Source organism: Ruminiclostridium herbifermentans (genome assembly GCF_005473905.2).
GTDB classification, from domain to species: domain Bacteria; phylum Bacillota; class Clostridia; order Acetivibrionales; family DSM-1351; genus Ruminiclostridium; species Ruminiclostridium herbifermentans.
On the sequence record NZ_CP061336.1, the window covers coordinates 4,697,512 to 4,719,145 of the forward strand.

The 21,634-nt window shown below is 35.6% G+C and carries 18 protein-coding genes; 5 read left to right on the top strand and 13 right to left on the bottom strand.

The features are described from left to right. The first annotated feature begins 130 nt into the window (after window positions 1-130). The 5 genes from EHE19_RS18960 (at window position 131) to EHE19_RS20015 (ending at window position 6,481) form a co-directional block, all read left to right on the top strand. Window positions 131-1,213: a glycosyltransferase gene (locus EHE19_RS18960; protein WP_137698713.1), complete on the top strand. Its 1,083-nt coding sequence runs from the start codon at window positions 131-133 to the stop codon at window positions 1,211-1,213. 372 nt (window positions 1,214-1,585) lie between these two features. Further along, window positions 1,586-3,892, top strand: a complete 2,307-nt coding sequence (locus EHE19_RS18965; RefSeq protein ID WP_137698714.1) for an NTTRR-F1 domain — start codon at window positions 1,586-1,588, stop codon at window positions 3,890-3,892. A gap of 263 nt (window positions 3,893-4,155) precedes the next feature. Continuing rightward, window positions 4,156-5,184: a GDP-mannose 4,6-dehydratase gene (gene gmd, locus EHE19_RS18970; RefSeq protein ID WP_137698715.1), complete on the top strand. Its 1,029-nt coding sequence runs from the start codon at window positions 4,156-4,158 to the stop codon at window positions 5,182-5,184. A gap of 80 nt (window positions 5,185-5,264) precedes the next feature. Continuing rightward, window positions 5,265-6,200 (top strand): GDP-L-fucose synthase family protein, encoded by a 936-nt coding sequence (locus tag EHE19_RS18975; protein ID WP_137698716.1) that lies wholly within the window; start codon window positions 5,265-5,267, stop codon window positions 6,198-6,200. 155 nt (window positions 6,201-6,355) lie between these two features. Continuing rightward, the gene (locus EHE19_RS20015; RefSeq protein ID WP_280513954.1) at window positions 6,356-6,481 is read left to right on the top strand and encodes a hypothetical protein; all 126 of its coding nucleotides are present in this window, start codon (window positions 6,356-6,358) and stop codon (window positions 6,479-6,481) included. Between the two features lie 17 nt (window positions 6,482-6,498). Here the strand turns inward: EHE19_RS20015 and EHE19_RS18980 are convergent, their stop codons facing one another. From EHE19_RS18980 to EHE19_RS19040, 13 genes are all read right to left on the bottom strand, one after another. Then, window positions 6,499-7,077, bottom strand: a complete 579-nt coding sequence (locus EHE19_RS18980) for a hypothetical protein (protein WP_137698717.1) — start codon at window positions 7,075-7,077, stop codon at window positions 6,499-6,501. An 83-nt stretch (window positions 7,078-7,160) separates the two neighbouring features. Continuing rightward, entirely contained in the window at window positions 7,161-8,291 is a 1,131-nt protein-coding gene (locus tag EHE19_RS18985; protein ID WP_137698718.1) for a DegT/DnrJ/EryC1/StrS family aminotransferase, read from the bottom strand. A 289-nt stretch (window positions 8,292-8,580) separates the two neighbouring features. Beyond that, complete coding sequence (locus EHE19_RS18990; RefSeq protein WP_137698719.1) at window positions 8,581-9,141, bottom strand: acyltransferase; 561 nt, start codon at window positions 9,139-9,141, stop codon at window positions 8,581-8,583. Continuing rightward, window positions 9,138-10,214, bottom strand: coding sequence for a Gfo/Idh/MocA family protein (locus EHE19_RS18995; protein WP_137698720.1), 1,077 nt, complete (start codon window positions 10,212-10,214; stop codon window positions 9,138-9,140). The genes EHE19_RS18990 and EHE19_RS18995 overlap by 4 nt, the downstream gene beginning before the upstream one ends. 370 nt (window positions 10,215-10,584) lie before the next feature. Continuing rightward, window positions 10,585-11,037: a DivIVA domain-containing protein gene (locus EHE19_RS19000; RefSeq protein WP_137698721.1), complete on the bottom strand. Its 453-nt coding sequence runs from the start codon at window positions 11,035-11,037 to the stop codon at window positions 10,585-10,587. 289 nt (window positions 11,038-11,326) lie between these two features. Next, the gene (locus EHE19_RS19005) at window positions 11,327-12,235 is read right to left on the bottom strand and encodes a DNRLRE domain-containing protein (RefSeq protein ID WP_137698722.1); all 909 of its coding nucleotides are present in this window, start codon (window positions 12,233-12,235) and stop codon (window positions 11,327-11,329) included. 168 nt (window positions 12,236-12,403) lie between these two features. Continuing rightward, the gene (locus EHE19_RS19010; RefSeq protein WP_137698723.1) at window positions 12,404-13,363 is read right to left on the bottom strand and encodes an O-fucosyltransferase family protein; all 960 of its coding nucleotides are present in this window, start codon (window positions 13,361-13,363) and stop codon (window positions 12,404-12,406) included. Beyond that, window positions 13,353-14,414 carry an O-fucosyltransferase family protein gene (locus EHE19_RS19015; protein WP_137698724.1) on the bottom strand — a complete coding sequence of 354 codons (1,062 nt, stop codon included), beginning with the start codon at window positions 14,412-14,414 and terminating at the stop codon, window positions 13,353-13,355. The genes EHE19_RS19010 and EHE19_RS19015 overlap by 11 nt, the downstream gene beginning before the upstream one ends. Window position 14,415: 1 nt before the next feature. Further along, window positions 14,416-15,585 carry an O-fucosyltransferase family protein gene (locus EHE19_RS19020; protein ID WP_137698725.1) on the bottom strand — a complete coding sequence of 390 codons (1,170 nt, stop codon included), beginning with the start codon at window positions 15,583-15,585 and terminating at the stop codon, window positions 14,416-14,418. Window positions 15,586-15,863: 278 nt separating this feature from the next. Continuing rightward, window positions 15,864-16,907, bottom strand: coding sequence for an NAD-dependent epimerase/dehydratase family protein (locus EHE19_RS19025; protein WP_137698726.1), 1,044 nt, complete (start codon window positions 16,905-16,907; stop codon window positions 15,864-15,866). Between the two features lie 233 nt (window positions 16,908-17,140). Beyond that, window positions 17,141-18,181 carry an alpha-ketoacid dehydrogenase subunit beta gene (locus tag EHE19_RS19030; protein ID WP_137698727.1) on the bottom strand — a complete coding sequence of 347 codons (1,041 nt, stop codon included), beginning with the start codon at window positions 18,179-18,181 and terminating at the stop codon, window positions 17,141-17,143. A 59-nt stretch (window positions 18,182-18,240) separates the two neighbouring features. After that, window positions 18,241-19,206: a thiamine pyrophosphate-dependent dehydrogenase E1 component subunit alpha gene (locus tag EHE19_RS19035; RefSeq protein WP_137698728.1), complete on the bottom strand. Its 966-nt coding sequence runs from the start codon at window positions 19,204-19,206 to the stop codon at window positions 18,241-18,243. A gap of 176 nt (window positions 19,207-19,382) precedes the next feature. Next, complete coding sequence (locus EHE19_RS19040; RefSeq protein WP_137698729.1) at window positions 19,383-20,453, bottom strand: mannose-1-phosphate guanylyltransferase; 1,071 nt, start codon at window positions 20,451-20,453, stop codon at window positions 19,383-19,385. Window positions 20,454-21,634 lie beyond the last annotated feature (1,181 nt).

Genomic DNA, 21,634 nt, shown 5'->3' on the forward strand with positions numbered 1-21,634 from the left:
ATTAGCGCATTTTCTCATTCCTCATTAATATTTGTTTTTTTAGTCCTCTTACTTTCATCAAAGATTTGAGTAACAAATTAACAATGTCCTGAATATAATATTATATTAGTTTCTATAGAAAGGATTACATATGGTTACTATCAGTCTTTGTATGATTGTAAAGAATGAGGAAGAAACCCTTGCAAGGTGTTTGGATACAGTAAAAGATATCGTTGACGAAATTAATATTGTAGATACAGGTTCTACTGACAGAACCGTAGAAATAGCAAAACAATATACAGATCGTGTTTTTTATTATGAATGGACTAATAATTTTTCTGCAGCTAGAAACGAATCATTTAAGTACGCTACGAAAGACTATATTTTGTATCTAGATGCTGATGATGTTGTATTAGAAGCAGATCAAGCAAAACTAAAAGAACTAAAGGAAACCCTTGATCCATCTGTAGACTCTGTTTCAATGTATTATGACGCAGGTACTGATGAGTTTGGAAATGTTACTCTAAGATATAGGCGAAATAGACTATTAAAGAGAGAAAAGAATTTTCAATGGTATGGGGATTGCCATAACTATATTAATGTTCAAGGCAAAATCATTAACTCAGATATATCTATCACTCATAAAAAAATACGTCATGCAGTGGGTCGTACAGTTTCAGTTTTTGAACAGAAAATTGCACGAGGAGATACCTTCTCTCCTAGGGATTACTTTTATTATGGAAATGAATTACGAGAAAACGGACGCCATGAAGAAGCAATTAAAAATTACGACATTTGTACTTCAATGAAAGAAGGCTGGGTCGAAGATAAAATATTTGCATGTATTTATAGAGGAGACTGCTACCGAGCTCTTAATGATACAAATAATGAACTTACTTCCTTGTTTGAGTCTTTTAAATATGCACCTCCGAGGGCAGAAGCGTGCTGCCGTATTGGATACAATTTTCAAAGAAAGCGTGATTACAAAACAGCAGCCTTCTGGTATGAACAGGCTTCGCAGCAAGTTCCCGATCCAGATCGTTGGAGTTTTATTTATAATGCCTATTATACCTGGTATCCCCATCTTCAGCTTTGTGTTTGCTATTATCGTATGGGAGACTATAAAAAATCCTATGAGCATAATGAAGAAGCTGCCAAATACAGACCTACAGATCCTAGTGTACTTTACAATAAAAAACTGTTTGATAAAATGTTCAACAATAACGAATCTTAATAGATTTAAAGATAATTACCTTGTAAATTTATTTCAACAAATATGTTTTAGTTAAGATATTCACAAGGTTAAAATTGCAAAAAATAACGCTTTCATTTAGTCGCTGTAATGGCTTTTATATTCTTATTTTTAGTATTCAAATTCTATACTTTGAATAATTATGATAGTTCTAGAATTGAACTTATTCATACAAATATAAGTATTTTCTAATGACAAATAATGTCCTTATTCTAAAAGCACTGCATATTTAAAATTTCCTATATCATATATTAACATCAGTAGCAAAATAGAATTCTCAACATATATTGTCTATAGGGCATACTTTAATTTTCTAGTATGCTTTCATACAAATTTAAGGAGGTGAATAAAAATATGGCTACTGAACTCATTGTAAATGGAGGCTTTGAAACCGGATCTTTTCCTCCATGGGGCGCGGTTGAAGCAACCATAACATCTTTATTCAGCCACACAGGAACTTATTCTGCACAATTGCAGAATGGAACATCAGTTATATATCAAACTGTGTATGGAGATTTCAGCCAGCCTGTAGAAGTTAGTGCTTATTTGGCTAAAGTAGGAGCATCCCCTAATCCTATAGTATCTATAGTTCTTTCATATTTTGATAATTCATTCAATTTTCTTGGAACAGGCCTTGTAATAAGTATTCCAGAAAGCAACATTCCTGATGTAATAGGTGGTGACTGGTTAAAGGCTGTTGGCACTTCAATTCCAGCACCTGTTGGTACAGACTTTGCCATTTTGTCTATAAGCAAAAACACTTTAGCTGGCGGTGCTGACGTTCTAGTTGATGATGTATCTATTTTAGAAGGTCCTGTTAGTCCGACTGGTCCGACTGGTCCGTCTGGTCCATCTGGTCCTACCGGTCCAACTGGTCCGACTGGTCCGACTGGTCCAACTGGTCCAACTGGTCCGACTGGTCCGACTGGTCCTGGTGGTGGTGCTACTGGTCCAACTGGCCCGACTGGTCCTACCGGTCCTGCTGGTGCTACTGGTCCTACCGGTCCTGCTGGTATAACTGGTCCTACTGGTCCGACTGGCCCTGCTGGCGCTACCGGTCCGACCGGTCCTGTTGGTCCGACTGGTCCTGGTGGTGGTGCTACTGGTCCTACCGGTCCTGCTGGTGCTACTGGTCCTACCGGCCCTACTGGCCCTGCTGGTGTAACTGGTCCGACTGGTCCTGTTGGCCCGACTGGTCCTGGTGGTGGTGCTACTGGTCCTACCGGTCCTGCTGGTGCTACTGGTCCTACCGGTCCTGCTGGCACTACCGGCCCTACTGGCCCTGCTGGTGTAACTGGTCCGACTGGTCCTGGTGGTGGTGCTACTGGTCCTACCGGTCCTGCTGGTGCTACTGGTCCTACCGGTCCTGCTGGCGCTACCGGCCCTACTGGCCCTGCTGGTGTAACTGGTCCGACTGGTCCTATTGGCCCAACTGGTCCTGGTGGTGGTGCTACTGGCCCTACCGGTCCTGCTGGTGCTACCGGCCCGACTGGCCCTGCTGGTGTAACCGGACCTACTGGTATAACTGGTACTACCGGTCCTGCTGGTGCTACTGGTCCTACCGGTCCTGCTGGCGCTACCGGCCCTACTGGTCCTGCTGGTGCTACTGGTCCTACCGGTCCTGCTGGTACTACCGGCCCGACTGGCCCTGCTGGTGTAACCGGACCTACTGGTGCTGACGGTGCTACTGGTCCGACTGGTCCTGCTGGTTCAACCGGTCCTATTGGCCCGACTGGTCCTGCTGGTTCAACCGGTCCTATTGGCCCAACTGGCCCTGCTGGTTCAACTGGTCCTATTGGTCCGACTGGCCCTGCTGGTTCAACCGGTCCTGCTGGTTCAACCGGTCCTATTGGCCCGACTGGCCCTGCTGGTTCAACCGGCCCTATTGGCCCAACTGGCCCTGCTGGTTCAACCGGTCCTATTGGCCCGACTGGTCCTGCTGGTTCAACCGGTCCTATTGGCCCAACTGGCCCTGCTGGTTCAACTGGTCCTATTGGTCCGACTGGCCCTGCTGGTTCAACCGGTCCTGCTGGCGTTACTGGTGCAACTGGCCCTGCTGGTGTAACCGGACCTACTGGTATAACTGGTCCTACCGGTCCTGCTGGTGCTACTGGTCCTACCGGTCCTGCTGGTGCTACTGGTCCTACCGGTCCTGCTGGTATAACTGGTCCTACCGGTCCTGCTGGTACAACTGGTCCTACCGGTCCTGCTGGTACAACTGGCCCTGCTGGTCTTGAAGCTTTTGGTGGTCTTTATTCAACTGACTCACAAACCCTCTCAATTGGTATTGGCGGTGGTGTTGACCAAATTGAGTTAGCAGAGACTATGCCAAGCAGCGATGTCACTCTCGGAACTAATAATATTACAATTTTAGACAGTGGAACTTATGAGATTGAATATATGGTAACAGTTGGTACAGTAGTACTTGCTGTCAATCTGTCGGCAGGTGTCCGTGTGAATGGTGGAACTAACTTTATACCTTCAACATTCCAAACTCGATTGTTGTCACTTACACTTACCACATTGTTTGAAGGCAGTACCATTGTTGACTTAGCAGCCGGTGATGTAATTGATTTGGCTGTTCAAAGCACTGATTCTGTAAGCGCAAGTCTGACAGGAGGGTTAACGGCATACCTAACAGTCAAGAAAATTTCAATATAGAAACTTAAACTATGATAAAAATTATAGAAAGATGCGAGAAGACAAACGTGTGTAATCATTAGCACAACAAGAATTGTAATTGAGCAGAAGGGAATCAGCATTTTATTCCCTTCTGCTCATGTAATAGTGGCACTCTAAATAAAGTCAACTCGAATTTAATTCCTTCCAGTTCCACAATAAAGAACTAAAACATAATATATTATCAGATACATACTTACAAATAATAAGTTTTAAAAATTATTTAGCTATAAAGGAGTATATCCATGAAAACAGCATTAATTACAGGTATTACAGGGCAAGACGGATCTTATCTGGCAGAATTTTTATTAAATAAAGGATATGAAGTACACGGCTTAGTCAGACGGAGCAGTTCAATAAACACTCACAGAATAGATCATCTGATTGATGCTGATGGCACTGGTAACAGGAACTTTATATTACACTTTGGAGACTTATCAGATTCATGTAACCTCAGTAAATTGATTTATAAAATTGAGCCCAGCGAAATATACAATCTAGGCGCTCAAAGTCATGTAAAGGTATCCTTTGATGTTCCAGAGTTCACTTCTGATGTAAATGCTTTAGGTACATTAAGACTTTTGGATAGCATAAAGGAGGTAGCCGCTGACATTAAGTTTTATCAAGCCTCTTCCAGTGAATTGTTTGGTAAAGTTCAGGAAATACCTCAAAGTGAAAAAACACCTTTTTATCCAAGAAGCCCCTATGCAGCAGCAAAACTTTATGCTTACTGGATAACTGTCAATTACAGAGAAGCTTATAATTTGTTTGCTTGTAACGGAATACTCTTCAATCATGAATCTCCAAGACGTGGTGAAACCTTTGTTACAAGAAAAATAACAAAGGGAATTGCCAATATTCTTAGTGGAAAGCAAGAAAAGCTTTATTTAGGAAACATAGATGCAAAAAGAGACTGGGGGTTTGCTGGAGATTATGTGGAAGCTATGTGGCTCATGCTCCAACAACAAGAACCGGATGACTATGTAATTGCAACTGGAGAAACCCATACTGTAAGAGAATTTTGTGAGCTTGCTTTTAAAAACGTTGGAATTAATTTAAAATGGGAAGGCTCAGGTGAAAATGAAAAGGGTATTAACAGCGCTAATGGAAATGAACTAATAAATATTAGCCGTAAATTCTTCAGACCTACCGAAGTTGATTTACTTCTAGGCGACCCAACAAAAGCTAAGACTAAATTAAATTGGAAACAGAAGGTCTCATTTGAACAACTAGTTAAAATGATGGTTGATAGCGATGTTAATGGCATCAAATAGCCATATTTATTATAAAAATACGGTTGTAAAAACATTATTTAAATAAATATTCTGAAACAAATATCAGAGGTGACAAGAATATGGATATAAAAAGTAAAATCTATGTAGCTGGCCACAATGGAATGGTAGGCTCTGCTATTGTAAGATGCCTTGAACGCAATGGATATTCAATTTTAATATTAAAATCACACAAGGAACTAGATTTAACAGACCAAGCAGCAACTGAGAAATTTTTTGAAGAGCAAAAACCTGATTATGTTTTTCTAGCAGCCGCTAAAGTTGGCGGTATACATGCTAACAGCACATATCCGGCTGATTTTATTATGGAAAATATGTTAATTGGATGTAATGTAATAAGAAGTGCCTACAGGAACAATGTTAAGAAGCTCATGTTTCTAGGCAGTTCTTGTATTTATCCTAAAACCTGCCCACAGCCTATAAAGGAAGAATATCTCCTCACAGGTCCATTAGAGCCTACAAATGAGCCATATGCACTTGCTAAGATATCAGGAATAAATATGTGCCAATCTTTTAATAAGCAATATGGTACAAAATTTATCTGTGCCATGCCTGCCAGTCTATATGGTATCAATGACACCTTTGATGCATATAATTCTCATGTTATACCATCAATGATTATTAAGATACATAAAGCAAAGCTTGAAAATAATCCTGTTGTTGAGTTGTGGGGTACTGGTACTCCATTAAGGGAATTTCTATATGTGGATGATCTCGCAGATGCCTGTTATTATTTAATGCAGACCTATGAAGGAAATGATTTTATTAATATAGGCTCAGGAAATGAAATAAGTATTCGTGATTTGGCACTCACAATTAAAAGAGTTATAGGCTATGATGGTGACATTGTATTTGATACCAGCAAGCCCGATGGAACTCCTAGAAGAGTGCTAGATAATTCGAAAATACAAAAAACAGGCTGGGCACCAAAGATTAATATGGAAGAAGGTATTAAACGAGAATACCAATATTATTTAGATCATGTCTTATCCAAATAGTATATTGGAAACTAACTCCAAATTTGCGTTAACCTTCAAATTGATGTTTGAATAAATACATTGATTTGGAGGTATTTTATGGAAAAAAATGAAAATTTGAAAAGAATATTTATATATGCATTTATAGCTAATCCTTGAGAAAAAAGGAGGTTGTAATGGACTGTGAAGCAAATTCTGTAAATAATTTCTATAATAAAATCAAAATCAGCACTAGGTCACCTAATGCTGCTTTAAATAGTTATTACAAATTATTCAAATTGTTCCATATACCTTCTAAATAATCCTAATCGGCAATTCTCTAATGGCTTACATATTCTGAGTAAGTTCTAAAATAATCATCTACTAACTTATTATATTTATTAGAAAAATCCTTTACTCTAGTATTCATTTCATCATATTTCGATGATGATTGGTCTAGCAGTTTTTCTTTTTCCTCTTCACTCATTTCTATAATATCTTTGCTTATAGCTAATAAATCACTATTCATTTTTTTCAATAACTCTATGGCTTTTTCTTTATTTAAAGTTTCTTCTTCCTTTGCCAAATTAGAAAACAACGGGTCATATGATAAAATTAGCAAATTAGACAGATTAGTATTTAGTTCACTTGGGGTTATCGATATTTTAAAATGGTGGCATACTTGATTTACATATAATATGTACCTTTCACCATCATTACTGCCACCATTAATAAATCTATCTACATACTCAGACATACAATATAATGCATACCATTCAGAATACATTTGCTGTATATCTCCATTTTTAAACTTTTGGTTTTGCATATTTATATAAACGCTATTTATTATTGATACTAAAAGAACTATAGCCATTACTATGCATATAATATTCGATTTTTTACTCTCCAATTTTATCACAACGATTTCTCCTATTATTACTAAATATTACTATTACGAAAGATAATATCAAATGTGATAATTTAAGTCAATCTCATAACTTTCTATTTAGTAATAGCATCTGCTATAGCACTGGTTATCATTTCAATATCATTGTCTGTTAAATATGGATGCATTGGAATTGACAACACTGTATCGCACAACTTATTGGTAACAATATAATCTGACTCCTTAAAATCCAAATTTGAAAAAGCTTGTTGCTTATGCATTGGCTTAGTGTAATAAATCATGCTAGGAATATTCTTCTCCTTGAACTTAGCTTGAATTATTCCCCTTTCTTCAGAGCTATTAAGCTTTATTGTATATTGAGCGAAGCTGGATACATATCCTGACGGAATTTTAGGAACGTCTACAATCCCCTGAAGTCTTTCATTATAAAGTCTATATATTCTGTTCACGTCATCTAGTTCATGCTCTGTAAATGCATTTAGCTTTACATTTAAAACAGCCGCTTGAATTGTATCAAGCCGTGAATTAACCCCAATTCTAATGTTGTCATATTTGTTTTTTCCCTTTCCATGGACTTTATATGAATTAAGTATTTCAGCTAACCCATCATCATTAGTAAAAATTGCTCCTCCATCTCCATAGCAGCCTAATGGTTTTGCAGGAAAAAAAGAAGTAGTAGCAGCATCCCCAAAGCTGCAAGCTTTTTTACCATTTATGCTCCCACCAAATCCCTGCGCTCCATCTTCTAATATTAACAGATTATATTTTTTTGCAATTCTTTCAATTTCAAAATGATTTGCAGGTAATCCAAATATATCAACAGGAATTATAGCTTTAGGTGTCAGAATACCTTCCTCAAGAGTTCTCAAAATAGCATTTTCAAGCTTAACGGTATCTATATTAAAGGTTTCATAATCTACATCCACAAATACAGGAGTTGCTTTTCTGAGTGAAACTACTTCTCCAGTTGAAAAAAACGTAAAGTCTGGTACAAATACAGCATCGCCCTCTTTAATATCCCATGCCATTAATACTAAAGTCATTGCTTCTGTTCCGTTAGCGCATGAAATACAATGCTTAACCCCTACATAATCCGCCAGCCTTTTCTCAAGAATATCAACTTCATCACCTCCAATGAAACTACTGCTTTCTATAACTCTATGTATTGCATTATCTATTTCATTTTTGTATAGATTATATTGGGTCTTTAAATCTCGCATTACCATTTTTTGTACCTCCATCTTTATATGTAATCGGGACTTTTGCTATAGATTAGCTTATTTTTTTATCAAAATTAGCAAGATATTGAGTTCATTAGTTGTATGAATAAAACTTGCTGAATTAAGGATTTTAGGATTAATTAAGCACCAAAATGTATTTATTTATATTTGGGGCTATATCTAGATAGATTATATTTATATAACTTGTTCAGCAAACTCTATGTGTTTATAGTTTACGCTGATACAAGTTTAGTTTTAAAACACTTCAAACCAGACAGAGAAGGAATAAAGACGGCTATATTTCTTCGAGTTGTTTATTCACCAGCCTGTATCTTCTGCCACATGCCTTACAGCTATAGCCTTCCTTAAGTCTAAGCCCACATTCGCAAACCCAGCCTGTTTGCTTTGCAGGCACACCCATCATAAGCGCATAATCACAAACATCCGTTGTTACAACTGTTCCAGCCGCAATCATGGACCATCTCCCTAAAGTGTGTCCGCATACAATAGTTGCATTTGCCCCAATAGAAGCCCCATATTTAACTAGAGTTTTTTTATACCCAGCAGTCCCTTTGGGATACTTGCTTCTAGGGGTCAAATCATTTGTAAAAACCATTGAAGGACCGCAAAATACATAGTCTTCCAGTTCTACACCTTCATATACTGAAACATTATTTTGGATTTTAACGTGGTTTCCAATTATTACGTTATTTGATATATTGACATTTTGACCTATAGTGCAATTCTCACCAATCCTTGCGCCCCTTTGAATATGACTAAAATGCCAAACTTTGGTTCCATCACCTATTATGACATCTTCGTCTACATAGCTGCTTTCATGCAGAAAAATACTCATATACTAAACCTGCCTTTAAACTCCATAGTACTACAGCTGTTTAATGGAAGTTTTATGCTTTTTCCTTCAGCTGCAGATTTATAAATTGCTAGGACAAGTTCTAATGATTTTCTTCCATCCCTAGCTGTAACATATGGTTCTCTATTGCTTTTTATGGACTCAATCATATCTGCATACAAAGGATTATGTCCAAATCCATATACATTCTCAGGGTTCTCATGATATTTTGCCTTTACCTCTTCTGAGTCATCAAGCTTGTCAGCAAATTGCCATTCTTCGATTATATTCACAGATTTCCCGCCAGCTTTTACAGTCCCCTTTTCACCAAATATATACAGAGTTTCTTCAAGATTATTAGGATAAATATTTGTAGTTCCCTCAATAATTCCATAGCTTCCATTAGAAAATTTAACTAATGCAATTCCTAAGTCCTCTGCTTCTATAAAGCTGTGCATCAAATTATCTGTCATTCCAAAAACCTCTACAATCTCATTTCCCATCATCCAACACAGTAAATCAATATTATGAATGCATTGGTTCATAAGGGCACCGCCGTCCTGCTCCCAAGTGCCTCTCCATTTTGCTTGCTTATAATAAGCCTCTCCCCTATTCCAACGAATATGGGCTGTGCCATAAAGCAATCTTCCAAAACGGCCTTCTTCAACAGCTTCCCTAATTTTTTGAATTGACTTATTAAATCTGTTCTGATAGCAAACACAGACCTTAACGCCCTTTTGTTCTGCCCTCTTTATGATAGCATCTGCATCTTTAATAGAAAGAGCAATTGGCTTTTCAATAATTACATTGCAGCCCGCTTCAATGCAATCAAGAGCAATGGGCGCATGCTTTCCACTTTCAGTAGCAACTGCCACAAGTTCAGGCTTTTCTTTTTCCAGCATTTTTTTATAGTCAGTGTATTTATTAATGGATTTTGAAATACTAAATTTTGATAATAAGAATTCAATATTGTCATATGTAATATCGCATAAAGCCACTATTTCAAGATTATTTTTAATAGCAGCTGCTATATGATTAGGCGATATCCGACCACATCCTATTAATGCATATCTCACTTTATTACCCCTTTAGGCACAATACAGCCTTTTTTATACCCTTATATTATATGTTTTGAATAATGGATTTGTTTCATTTATGTTTTTTTGTTTAATCTAATAGTAATCACATATTATAATTAGGTTAGGTATTAATCAAATTTTGAATGTAAATGGTTATCATCAAAAAGTGGATGGACAGATTTCAATAAATTAATCACTATTGTAAGAATCTCAGATTTTGAATTCCTTTGCTTATTTTTATTTCATAATAGTATACAAAAATAACCCTGCAAAACGGAATCAGTAAAGTTAGAAATTAATACTTCTTATCTTAACTGTCTTCTTACAGGGTAATTTTTTTGAGATGCCCTTTTTATGCTGTAATACATTATTCTGGAAACATCTGATTTAAAATTTTCAATTGAGCCTGCAACATTAATTCTGACTTTGACTTATATGACATTATTTCTGCCTTTAGTTCTTCACATTTAGCTTTACATTTGACTACTTCCATATTTGCTTCCTCAATAAGCTTTTTAGCATTGGCTTCTGCTTCCTCAGTTATAAACTTAGCCTTTTCACATGCATTCGCTTTAACCTGTTCACTTGTATGCTGCGCAACAAGAATTGAATGCTGAAGTGATTCCTCGAGAATCTTATAGTGGTTAATAGCTTCCGTTTGCGTAGCTACTTTGTTTTTCAACTCTTCAATTTCTTTCAATTGTCTGGTGTAATCTTCACTAATTAAAGCAAGCAAATTATCAACCTGCTTTTTGTTGTAGCCATCAAAGATGGATCTTTTTAAAGATATTCCTCTTAACTCCTCAGGGGTATAATTCATCTTTATTCACTCCTACATTTACACTCATACTAATATATATTCAAAGCAATGAAATATATGCGAAAATAGATTTATTTCTAAGATTCAGGTGGGAGTCAATTTTTATAGGTTTTAAACAAATGGTCTATTGATCTATAATTTTGCTTATAGGACAAAAGATTTTATGAAATAAAGACCTCTTAACACCCAATTTACGCTAAAAATCTGCTTAAACACAATTCGATTACAGTCGGAGCCTTTGATCCATACGTTACTTTCTCAAAAACTCTAATTAACGGTACCAGTATGTTTAGGATTGAGAAACAAAATCTATACTCAGCTTTGTATGTTCTCCCTCTAATTTAGACTTATAGTATAAACGGGTATAAGGTGCATAATAATAAGGGATAAATATTTCAAGTCCTTGAGGAATTGGATCATAACTCTGCCTTAGAAAATTTACACCATCAGAACTAACTTCTATTCCAACCTCAGCTAGGTTCTCAGTTAAATTATTTACAAAAAAGCTGACATGCGTCTTATTAGAAGTATCTCTTATCATCGTTGTCTGGTATTCATCTGTTGTAGTTACCTCCTCATGGTCTGTATCTGCACCCTTCACAGAATAACTGGTTTTAGTATTTACTGGAGGTTTTGCCTCTATATCATTTTCCTCTGTCTGAAGAGGCTCATATTGAACCACAAATACAGGCTTAAATGACTGCTTCTCAACTAAAGTTTCGTCGCTGCTAACAAAACGCTTGTTATCATCAATATTTATTTCGTCTGCTTTCAGCAACAAGCCGTTATTAGCAAAACCTTGGTTAACCCATCGTTCCACAAAATCAGTTAATATAAAACAATAATACCCTGGTGTAGACAAATTAGTTGTAAAGCCCCTCATTGTATTGCTTACCTCAGGCTGATTATTCCAGGTTACCGTTGAAACATCCCATTCTTCTGTAATGGCATATGGAGTAATGGTCTCTTGAATTTCCATTTCGCTTGCATCATAATCAAGATAAACATTCAGATTGGCTGTAATAATCTTTGAACCTTCTGGAATAAAGCTTAAATCAAACTTCATTAATGTCCTTTGAAGAGCTCCATCCTCCTGCTTCCCAACCCACAAAACATTTGAATCACTGAAATTTGTATCGGGTTTTGATGAATCAATATATACGTCATCAAAAATCTGAACAAGAGTAATAATTGACATCTAAATATCTCCTTTCGCTTATATAGATTTTGAATATACTTCATAATATGCTTATTGTTTACACTATGTTAGCCTTACGCAACTTTTTTCATGAATCATTTAAATAATAGGCAAAGCAAATTTAAAACCTAGTCTGTCTATGCAGGTGATTAACAATAATTTTATGTTTTAATATAAAAGCTTTATGTTCGTTTCTGGCCAATCCCTTAAACGCATTACAGTATTAGATAAGCTTGAATAGCCGTTTCCTATAAAAAAATCACACTGTGCTGCCAAATAAGTATCTTTAATAATTTCAATAGTATCTTTTACTAGTTCAACACCCTTATGTCTTTTATTGGGATAGTCAAGAAGACAAGTGGCAATACGCTCTTTAAAAGAAACCTTTTTACTATCTGTATAAAGCAGCATACCCTGCCTGTCATAAAGCTTTTTATATTGTTTTAAGACTTTTGCAGAATCAGTTATTACTAATAAGTGTCTAATATTGTATTTGACAACAAATTGCCACACATTAGGCTTGTAAAACTCATTCAAATCATATATCTGGGCAACTTCATTCGCAACTGAATTCCCTCTTACATGGACACCAATAATGGGTCTTTCATCTCTGAAGTTAGGATTCATATTTATGAATTTCTGAATCTCTCTTTTTATAGAAGGTTGAAGCTTTAAATACTTGTCAAAAAGAACGCGATATATCTGATAAGGTGTTTTCCCATAGGCCCAGTGGCTCTTTCTAACCCAAGGTATTAGTGATCTTAACGGATAATAGACATCACTTACTACAACATTTGCATCACTACGCATAAGACTGTTTAAATCACGGTATTCCATTTTAAATCTATCAGTATCTTCTGCTAAAAGATTTTCATATTTCCAGGTCGGCGGATAAAAGGTATACTCTCTGCGAGTAATATCATGAATATTATATTGGGATATTGGTTCAAAAAATATCTCATATGAATTAGTATCTATAGCTACACTGTAATTACTCTCCATACCCCAATATACAATTGGAATGCGGTCTGTCAGTTCTGCTGCAAAAAGCTGACAAATAACATGGTCTACATCTGTCCAAATGCTTTTACCTAATGCCTTTATAAGAAGAAATCTGTTAGTTGACATATGTGTTAACACCTCCGTACAATTCAGGGTAATCAATCTTATGTTTTTTTTCTTCTATTTTGTGATTGTTCTTCACAGTCTTTGTTCGTTTTTTAGCTAATTTTATTTCACTCTTCAAATCTCTGAAAAATAATATTATATTGTCTTCCTGCCAGTCTCTAAGCCGTTTAACAGTATATGATACATTGGAATATCCATTTCCAATAAAGAAATCACATTTAGAAGCTAAATAGGTATCCTTAATTATTTCAATTCCTTTACGTCTTTTGTGAGTATAGTCCTGCAAATGAGGGGCATTATCAGTAGCATTTAAAGCACCCCTTCTGCAATCGGTAAACACTACTTTTGAGCCATACCTCTTTATAAAGTCTTTTACAATGTCTTCACAGTCTGTAAGTAATAAAATCCTTTGTATATTGTATTTATCTAAAAATTTAGCTATAGCAGTATGATATCTCTTATTTAAGCTTGATAGATTCTCAACCTCACGTACCTTATCTCCTCCTCTTATGTGAACTCCAAGAGTAGGTCTATAATCCCTCAGATTTGCATTAAAAAACTCTTGTATTTCAAGGTCAATATCAGGTTTAAGTCTTATATACTTATCAAAGAGCCCTCTATAAATTTCTTGTGATGTCATTCCATAAGCCCAGTGGTCTTTTGTAATGTAATTTATTATTGGACGTACAAAGTAATGCACATCACTGACAACCACATTTGCATCACTACCCATTAGGTCACCTAAATTGCGGTATATCCATGTAATTTTGTCAAGATCCTCTACCATTACATTGTCATATCTCCATATGGGAGGATAATATGTATATTGAGGTTTAATCACATCATAAATTGTATAATCAGATACTGGTTCAAAATAAAGGTCAAAGGCATTTGATTTAAAGGATTCTGCATAAAGACTATTTGTACCCCAATAAATCACAGGAATTCTATTTGTCAATTCAGCCACAAGCAATTGTCCCATAACATGGTCAACATCTGACCAAAAACCACATCCCCACGACTTAATAAGCAAAAATCTCTCACTTGGCATATCAAGAACCCCCTTTTAATAGCTTTTTCTTGCATTTATCTATAAACTCTTTAGCTTTATTTTTTATACGAGAAAAAACATTATTACTATCTTTCTTAACAATTAGCATTACATTTACTGGGTATTTAAGCCTTTTATAGAGCCAGTATAAGAGGCTTACACTTTTATCTCCCCAGTCCTTTATCCTCGTTACTGTATGGGATAAATGAGAAAAATCATTACCAATAAAAAAATCACATTTAGAAGCGATATATGTATCTTTTATAATCTCAACACCTCTTCGCCTCTTTATCATTGGATTTTCCATATGGGATACACAATCCCCGCCTAAAACTCTCTTACAATCAGTGTATATCAGCATTGAGCCATATAGCTTTTTATATTCTCTGACCGTCTCTTCGCAATCAGTAAGTAAAAATATTTTTTTAATATTATATTTTTCTATAAATTTGCGAATCTCAGATTTATACAAGTCATTGGGCTTCTTAATCTTACCTTTTGGATATATTTTTCTGATTTTATCTTCATTTTGATTTTTGGTATATCGTTTATAGACCTTATTCCAATATTGGTTTCCATATTCTTTAGAATGTCTTGCATCGAACACCACACTTTTGTCAACTTTACGTACATGTACAGCTAAAACAGGGTAATTATTCTTAATAAATGAGTTGTAATAGCTTTGTATTTCCATATCTATATCAGGCTTAATTCTTATATATTTGCTATATAGATAATGGTATATCTGCTCTGCACTCATTCCATAAACCGAGTGGTTTTTCTTTAAAAATGGTATTAGCTCAGATACATTATAATAGGCATCTCCAACAACCACATTTGCATCACTGCTTATAATCTCTCCAATATTTCTATACATCCAGGTATCTCTGTTTCTATCATCAGCCAATAAGCTATCTGAATCCCATATTGGCGGGTAATAGGTATAGTCGGGTTTTGCTAAGTGGTAAATTGTATAGTTGGAAATTGGTTCAAAGTATAGTTCAAATCCGTTTGTTTGGACAACTCCGTTGTGCAGGCAATGTGTAGGCCAATATATGACAGGAATTCTGTTTGTAATCTCAGCTATTAGAAGCTGGCACAATACATGATCAATGTCAGCCCATAACGTATAACTCCAGGACTTAATAAGTAAAAATCTATCACTCGACATGCTTCTTATCACCTCAATAAGAATGGTTATCATGTTATTTTATGTAATCCATAATTGAAGTGTGAATGCTAACAAAAATAAATTTTCGTACTGAAGATAAGCTTCAAAATAAGTTTCTTCTGACAGCTGTTAACAGCTAAAAAGCTTCAAGATACGCCGGTGATTCTATCACATGAAATTTCGAATATTTTGTAATTGTGACATAAAAAATACCTCCTAAGCAGATTTGATTATTTCCTTTGTCTACATAAGAGGTGTCATGGAATATTAATATATTTTTACAAACCTTTACTTCTCAGCACATTCCAAACAATAGTTCGAGTCAGTCCCTCCTTGAAGGGTTTAAAATTATCTATTTTAAATTCTGTACATATCTTTTTGATATCCAATTCAACACGTTCAGGAGATACTTTAATATTTTGTGCTGAAGGCTTCTCATGTAGTTCAACCGAAAGAGTACTTCCTGTCAGTGCACATATTTCCTCAGCCAGCCTTCTAATGCTTATGCAATCCCTTCCTCCTACATTGTAAACAAAATCATTACCATGCAAAAGAATATTAAGCAGCATTAGTACACCATCTGCTATATAACAAAATGTCCTTACCTTGCTCCCGTCATCAAGCATAACAATTTTTTTATCGTTTAGTGCTTGCTTTATAAAATTTGCCATTACCCTTTCATCTTCTAGCTTTACGCCTGGGCCATAGGTCATAGATATTCTGGCAATCTTAGCATCAACACCTTCAAAGTTTTTATATGCAAAGCAAAGTGTTTCACCCATCCTTTTGGATTCAGAATAAATAGCTCGTATTCCTACAGGCGAGCATAGTCCAGGAAATTCTTCTGGAGTTGGAATGTTATACTTGTCAGGTTCTCCATAAATCTCTGATGAACTTAAAAACAAGAACCTAGCACCATCCTCCTTTGCCTTTTGCAAAAGCCTTTCAGTAGCAGTGGTGTTTAAATGTATTGTATCAAGATAATTTCTTAGGAATTTGCCAGGCTGTGCATAGGTTGCACCATGAATAATATAATCAGTTTTTAGCTGCAGAGTTGTATAATCTATTTTATTTAGGTCAGAGGAAATAAATTTATAATTACTGTCGAAAATATCTCTTAGCGCCTGACAAGGAGCATTTCTGCTAATTCCGACAATATTAATATTTGCTCCCTCCATTGTATTCACCAAATGGAGCATATATATAATATAAGTTCCTATTAATCCGTTAGCACCTGTTATTAACACTGTCTTTCCATACAACGGTACAAAATTTATTCTCTTTATATACTCCAAGCAATCTTGTTCAATAATTTTGTCCATATTTGTATACCCCACCCCCTGCTCACAAAAGCTTCAATGCTAAACTATCACACATAAAGTCAATCGGCGCTCCAACTTGCCAATTGCTTACGGACACAAGAAATTAACAGTAGTTCAGCCCAACATTCTAGTCTCTGCCATATTGCTACTTTATAACTCATGGTATTTTAATACACTAGGCTTACCAACCAATATCTACACTTATTTCAATCAGTTTTTTTGCTGAAAGTCAATTACTTCATCATCTCAAGTACCTTTTTAAATATACTTTCAGAATCCTGATAATAGGCTTTTTCCAAAACATCACTTGCCGGTGTTGGTCCATCGGGGCAGCACACTCTTTCAATAGGCTTTTTCAATAAATGAAAGGCCTTTTCTGCTACAATAGCAGCTATTTCTGAAGCAACCCCTCCTGTTTTACAGCCAGTATCTGTTATTAACAGCTTCCCAGTCTTTGCAAGGGAATCAAAAATTATATCTTCATCGATAGGCTTTATAGTTCGTAAATCTATAACTTCTGCAGAAATATTTTCAGACTGAAGCTTTTCTGCTGCCTTCAGAGCCTCTATTACCATATAAGAAACTGCTACAATAGTAACGTCAGTTCCCTTTCTTCTTACCATGCCCTTCCCAAAAGGAATGGAATACAGGTTATCAGGAACATTACCCATAGTTTTATAAAGCCATCTGTGTTCAACAAACAATACAGGATTATTGTCTATTATGCTGGAAATTAATAGTCCCTTTGCATCATAAGGTGTAGCAGGCGCAGCAATTTTCAGGCCTGGTACGTTCATCATCATACCCTGCACGCATTGAGAATGTTGTGCCCCAGATCCCCACCCTCTTGCACTTATAGTACGAACCACCAAAGGAATTTTCACTTTCCCTCCAAACATATAGCACCATTTACAGGCATGGTTTACCAATTGATCCAAGGAAATAATTAAAAAATCCATTCGGCTGTGTATTAAAATTGGTCTAAGTCCAGCCATTGCTGCTCCTGTCACCATACCAGTCAAAGAATTTTCAGCAATTGGTGTATCAAATACTCTGTCAGCGCCATATTTCTTATGCAAATCTTTTGTTGTACCAAATACTCCTGCTGGGTCATCAACACCCTCACCCATTATAAAGACTCTTGAATCTCGTGCCATAGATTGATCCAGGGCTTCATATATGGCATCCTTATATGAAATAATTCTGCTTTCATTTGAATCGTCTTTAATATAAAATTTATCCTGCTTTTCAACTTCAATTGTTGTCCAGGGCATACTTACCTCCCTCACACCCATTTGGGTATATAAATCTGTTTTACTAATATTATTTCTGCTTAATCAGCGTATACAAACTCAAGTAAGTCGCTAGGTAATGGCTTTGGTGAATTTTGAGCAAACTCAAAAGCAGCCTTAATAATCTGATTTATTTCCTCATCTATGCTCTTTATCATATTGTCATCAAGAACACCAATACCCTTTAGGTAATCTCTGAACCACTTAATTGGACATTTTGAAATCCAATAGTCATATTCTGCTTGAGTTCTCTGACCTTCACCAATATCATTTACCGTTCCGATATGTCCTTTCCACCTATATGTAATACATTCAATAAATGATGGTCCCTCTCCCCTTCTGGCTCTTGAAATAGCTTTTTTTGCTATATCATAAACTTTTAAAACATCATTTCCATCTATCTGATAGGCAGGAATCCCATATCCTTCAGCCCATCTGTATATGCTTGTAGAATGTCTTACCATTTCATGTGAATTTATTGCATATGAATTGTTTTCGCATATATATATTGCTGGTAATTTTTTTATTGCTGCAAAATTAAGGCTTTCATGAAAAGTACCTTCATCTACTGCTCCATCCCCGAAAAATATTGCTGTTACGTTGTTTTTATTCTGTAGCTTTGCTGCAAGAGCAACACCTGTACCAATGGGAATACTTCCACCTACGATAGCAGTAGAACCAAGCACTCCAGCCTCAGGATCAATTAAATGCATTGAGCCTCCTCGACCCATAGAACATCCTGTTTTACGCAGATATAGTTCCGCTATCATTTTGTTTATATCCCCACCCTTTGCAATATACTGGGCATGGCTTCGGTGAGTCCCAATTACACTATCATCCTTTTCAAGATTAATACAAACCCCTGCTGATATTGCTTCTTGACCGATAGACAAATGAATTGGTGTCTTTATTTCATCATACTTGTATTCATCTTCTATTCTATGCTCAACCAATCGAATGGTCTGCATTACTTTATACAGTTCAATGAGTTTATCATTATCGAGCATTTGGGCTACTCCTTTCATAATTACATCTTTCTCTATAAGCTTAAAATTTTAGGTGTGAAAGACTTTTAATTTTTGGTTTTTAATGGTCATTTTAGAAAATTGCATCAGTTAGTTGATGTCCCCTGCCAACAAACCATTAATAAGTCTCCCACACCGATAGACTATTTCTTGCCTAGTTATAAAAGGTTTTTATATCCATTACATTTTAGAATGTCAACAATTGTCTTTATATCCTGTGCTTTATTTTTGGGGCAGACAAGTACTACATCTGGAGTGCTAATGATTATCAGACTATCTATTCCCATCGTTGCAATAAGCTTATCTTCGCCAACTACTACTGAATTACATGTTTCTACCCCTAAATGTTTACCTCTTATAGCATTTCCAGCATCGTCAAACTCCATCGTTTTTGATAAAGCTTCAATTGAACCTATATCATCCCAGTCGAAAGAACCCTTTACAACATAAACGTCTTTGCTATTTTCAAGAACTCCATTATCAAAAGATATATTTTTTATTTCATTATATGCATTTTCAATATATGTGTTACCGTTCCCCTCATTTACATGAGTAATAGCTTCAGTTAACCTGTTATAGTGGTCGGGTAGAAATTCCATTATGTTTTTTATTATTGCATCCATGCTTCCCACTAAAATACCACCGTTCCATAAATATTCACCTGTTGAGATAAGTTTTTTTGCAGTTTCTAAATCAGGCTTTTCAATAAATTTCATTACCCTCATTATTTTTTTAGAATCTTCGCTATTATCTGTTTGAATATAACCATAACCTGTTGCTGGATAAGTGGGCGTGATGCCTATTATAACTAAATCATCTGTCTTTTCAGCAGCGTCAAATGCACGTTCTATTGCATCTTTATATGCTTTATTGTCTTTAACGTAACCATCTGCTGGTACAAAGCATAATATGCCCTCACCATATCTTTCCTTTAAAAGTAAAGTAGCATAAGAGATACATGCGGCAGTATTCTTCTTTTCAGGCTCTATTAGTATATTTGATAAAGGTACTAAACCCTTAATAGTATTTTGCGTAATGTTTGCAAGTATCTTATTGGTTACAATAAAGCATCTTTCTGCAGGTACAATTTCGAGTACACGCTCAATAGTTCGTACCAGCATGCAATTCCCATTATCAATATTAATAAACTGCTTTGGCTTAACTTCTCTGGATAGGGGCCACAATCTAGTGCCAGATCCACCTGCCATTATAACTATGAATTTATCCATTCTCTTCCCATGTCATAAAATATTGCTTTAAAAAGTCAACTACTTTTACTTATATATCCTAAAATATCTGTTGATAGTGTTTGGGTTTAAAGCTGCTCTCACCAACACGGACAAAACCAGCTTGTTGTTTCTTATCACTTGAAAAGCATCATGTTCGTACAAAGTTGTTTTTCGAACTAGTTATAAAGCAAACTCAAGCTTCACTTAAAATAGTTCAAAGCTTAATTCGCCTAACGCCTAAAAAGACACTATAAATACCGTAGCGAAAGCTTTAACCATAATTGACTTTAGTCAGTTAAATAGATAATAAACTGCAACTGCTCTTTAAAATAAGCTTCACTCCATAGTGATAAATGCAGAAATTAAAATGCAATTCCACACTTTAGAAGCAAATTAGTATGACATGGTTTCGGCACCTCCTTTAAAAAGTACTTATCATTCCCATCATCCTTTTCTCCCCATAATTATGTCGTAATTTATTTTATGTAAATAATAGGACAGAAGTTCATATATTAGTTATTTTTATGTTAACTGAAAATATATAACTTCTAATTCCGCATAAATGTTTAAAATACTGGGTTTCATCCCATTTAGACAAAGTCAACAAGCTATGTTTTTATTCCTGCTCAAATATTAATAGCTTGTATCAAAAATAATCCTCCACGAACGCGCACATTTTTAAAGGTGTGGCGGGTGTTGCTAGATAAAATCGTCAAACCACTCGTTATTGAATGTCATTCACTCGTCCATTGGTGCATTTGACATACAAACTCCTTTCATTTCGTCAATAAAACCAATTCCGCTCCCAAAGTATCCGCCAATCATTCGTGGTCTTACTTTTTAGCCTAACTGCCGATAATCTATGCGTTTTACCATTTGCCAGCACTCTTTTTGATTTGTTCCATGATACAATCGTGAACTTTATAGAGTTTAATATTTAAGTGTGGTTAAAGTAAAAACAGATAAGTTTTCTTATTGTAGAGCTACAGCAAATTTTAATAAGTACTTATTTTTGTATAAACAAGAAATTATCAATAAGAATTTCAAAGACACAAACCAACTCGACATATATTTAAAATGCAAATAAACAGGTGTTTAAAGCATTGAAAAAATATTATATATATGATAATCTAGTATAGATTTAGTTAATAAATCAACTTTTAGAGTTAAATTCTTTGTGA

What these genes read in the sequence shown, in the direction of transcription:
- EHE19_RS18960 (WP_137698713.1), top strand. Translation starts at nt 131, where the DNA reads ATGGTTACTATCAGTCTTTGTATGATTGTAAAGAATGAGGAAGAAACC.
- EHE19_RS18965 (WP_137698714.1), top strand. Translation starts at nt 1,586, where the DNA reads ATGGCTACTGAACTCATTGTAAATGGAGGCTTTGAAACCGGATCTTTT.
- gmd (WP_137698715.1), top strand. Translation starts at nt 4,156, where the DNA reads ATGAAAACAGCATTAATTACAGGTATTACAGGGCAAGACGGATCTTAT.
- EHE19_RS18975 (WP_137698716.1), top strand. Translation starts at nt 5,265, where the DNA reads ATGGATATAAAAAGTAAAATCTATGTAGCTGGCCACAATGGAATGGTA.
- EHE19_RS20015 (WP_280513954.1), top strand. Translation starts at nt 6,356, where the DNA reads ATGGACTGTGAAGCAAATTCTGTAAATAATTTCTATAATAAAATCAAA.
- EHE19_RS18985 (WP_137698718.1), bottom strand. Translation starts at nt 8,291, where the DNA reads ATGGTAATGCGAGATTTAAAGACCCAATATAATCTATACAAAAATGAA.
- EHE19_RS18990 (WP_137698719.1), bottom strand. Translation starts at nt 9,141, where the DNA reads ATGAGTATTTTTCTGCATGAAAGCAGCTATGTAGACGAAGATGTCATA.
- EHE19_RS19000 (WP_137698721.1), bottom strand. Translation starts at nt 11,037, where the DNA reads ATGAATTATACCCCTGAGGAGTTAAGAGGAATATCTTTAAAAAGATCC.
- EHE19_RS19005 (WP_137698722.1), bottom strand. Translation starts at nt 12,235, where the DNA reads ATGTCAATTATTACTCTTGTTCAGATTTTTGATGACGTATATATTGAT.
- EHE19_RS19010 (WP_137698723.1), bottom strand. Translation starts at nt 13,363, where the DNA reads ATGTCAACTAACAGATTTCTTCTTATAAAGGCATTAGGTAAAAGCATT.
- EHE19_RS19015 (WP_137698724.1), bottom strand. Translation starts at nt 14,414, where the DNA reads ATGCCAAGTGAGAGATTTTTGCTTATTAAGTCGTGGGGATGTGGTTTT.
- EHE19_RS19020 (WP_137698725.1), bottom strand. Translation starts at nt 15,585, where the DNA reads ATGTCGAGTGATAGATTTTTACTTATTAAGTCCTGGAGTTATACGTTA.
- EHE19_RS19025 (WP_137698726.1), bottom strand. Translation starts at nt 16,907, where the DNA reads ATGGACAAAATTATTGAACAAGATTGCTTGGAGTATATAAAGAGAATA.
- EHE19_RS19030 (WP_137698727.1), bottom strand. Translation starts at nt 18,181, where the DNA reads ATGCCCTGGACAACAATTGAAGTTGAAAAGCAGGATAAATTTTATATT.
- EHE19_RS19035 (WP_137698728.1), bottom strand. Translation starts at nt 19,206, where the DNA reads ATGCTCGATAATGATAAACTCATTGAACTGTATAAAGTAATGCAGACC.
- EHE19_RS19040 (WP_137698729.1), bottom strand. Translation starts at nt 20,453, where the DNA reads ATGGATAAATTCATAGTTATAATGGCAGGTGGATCTGGCACTAGATTG.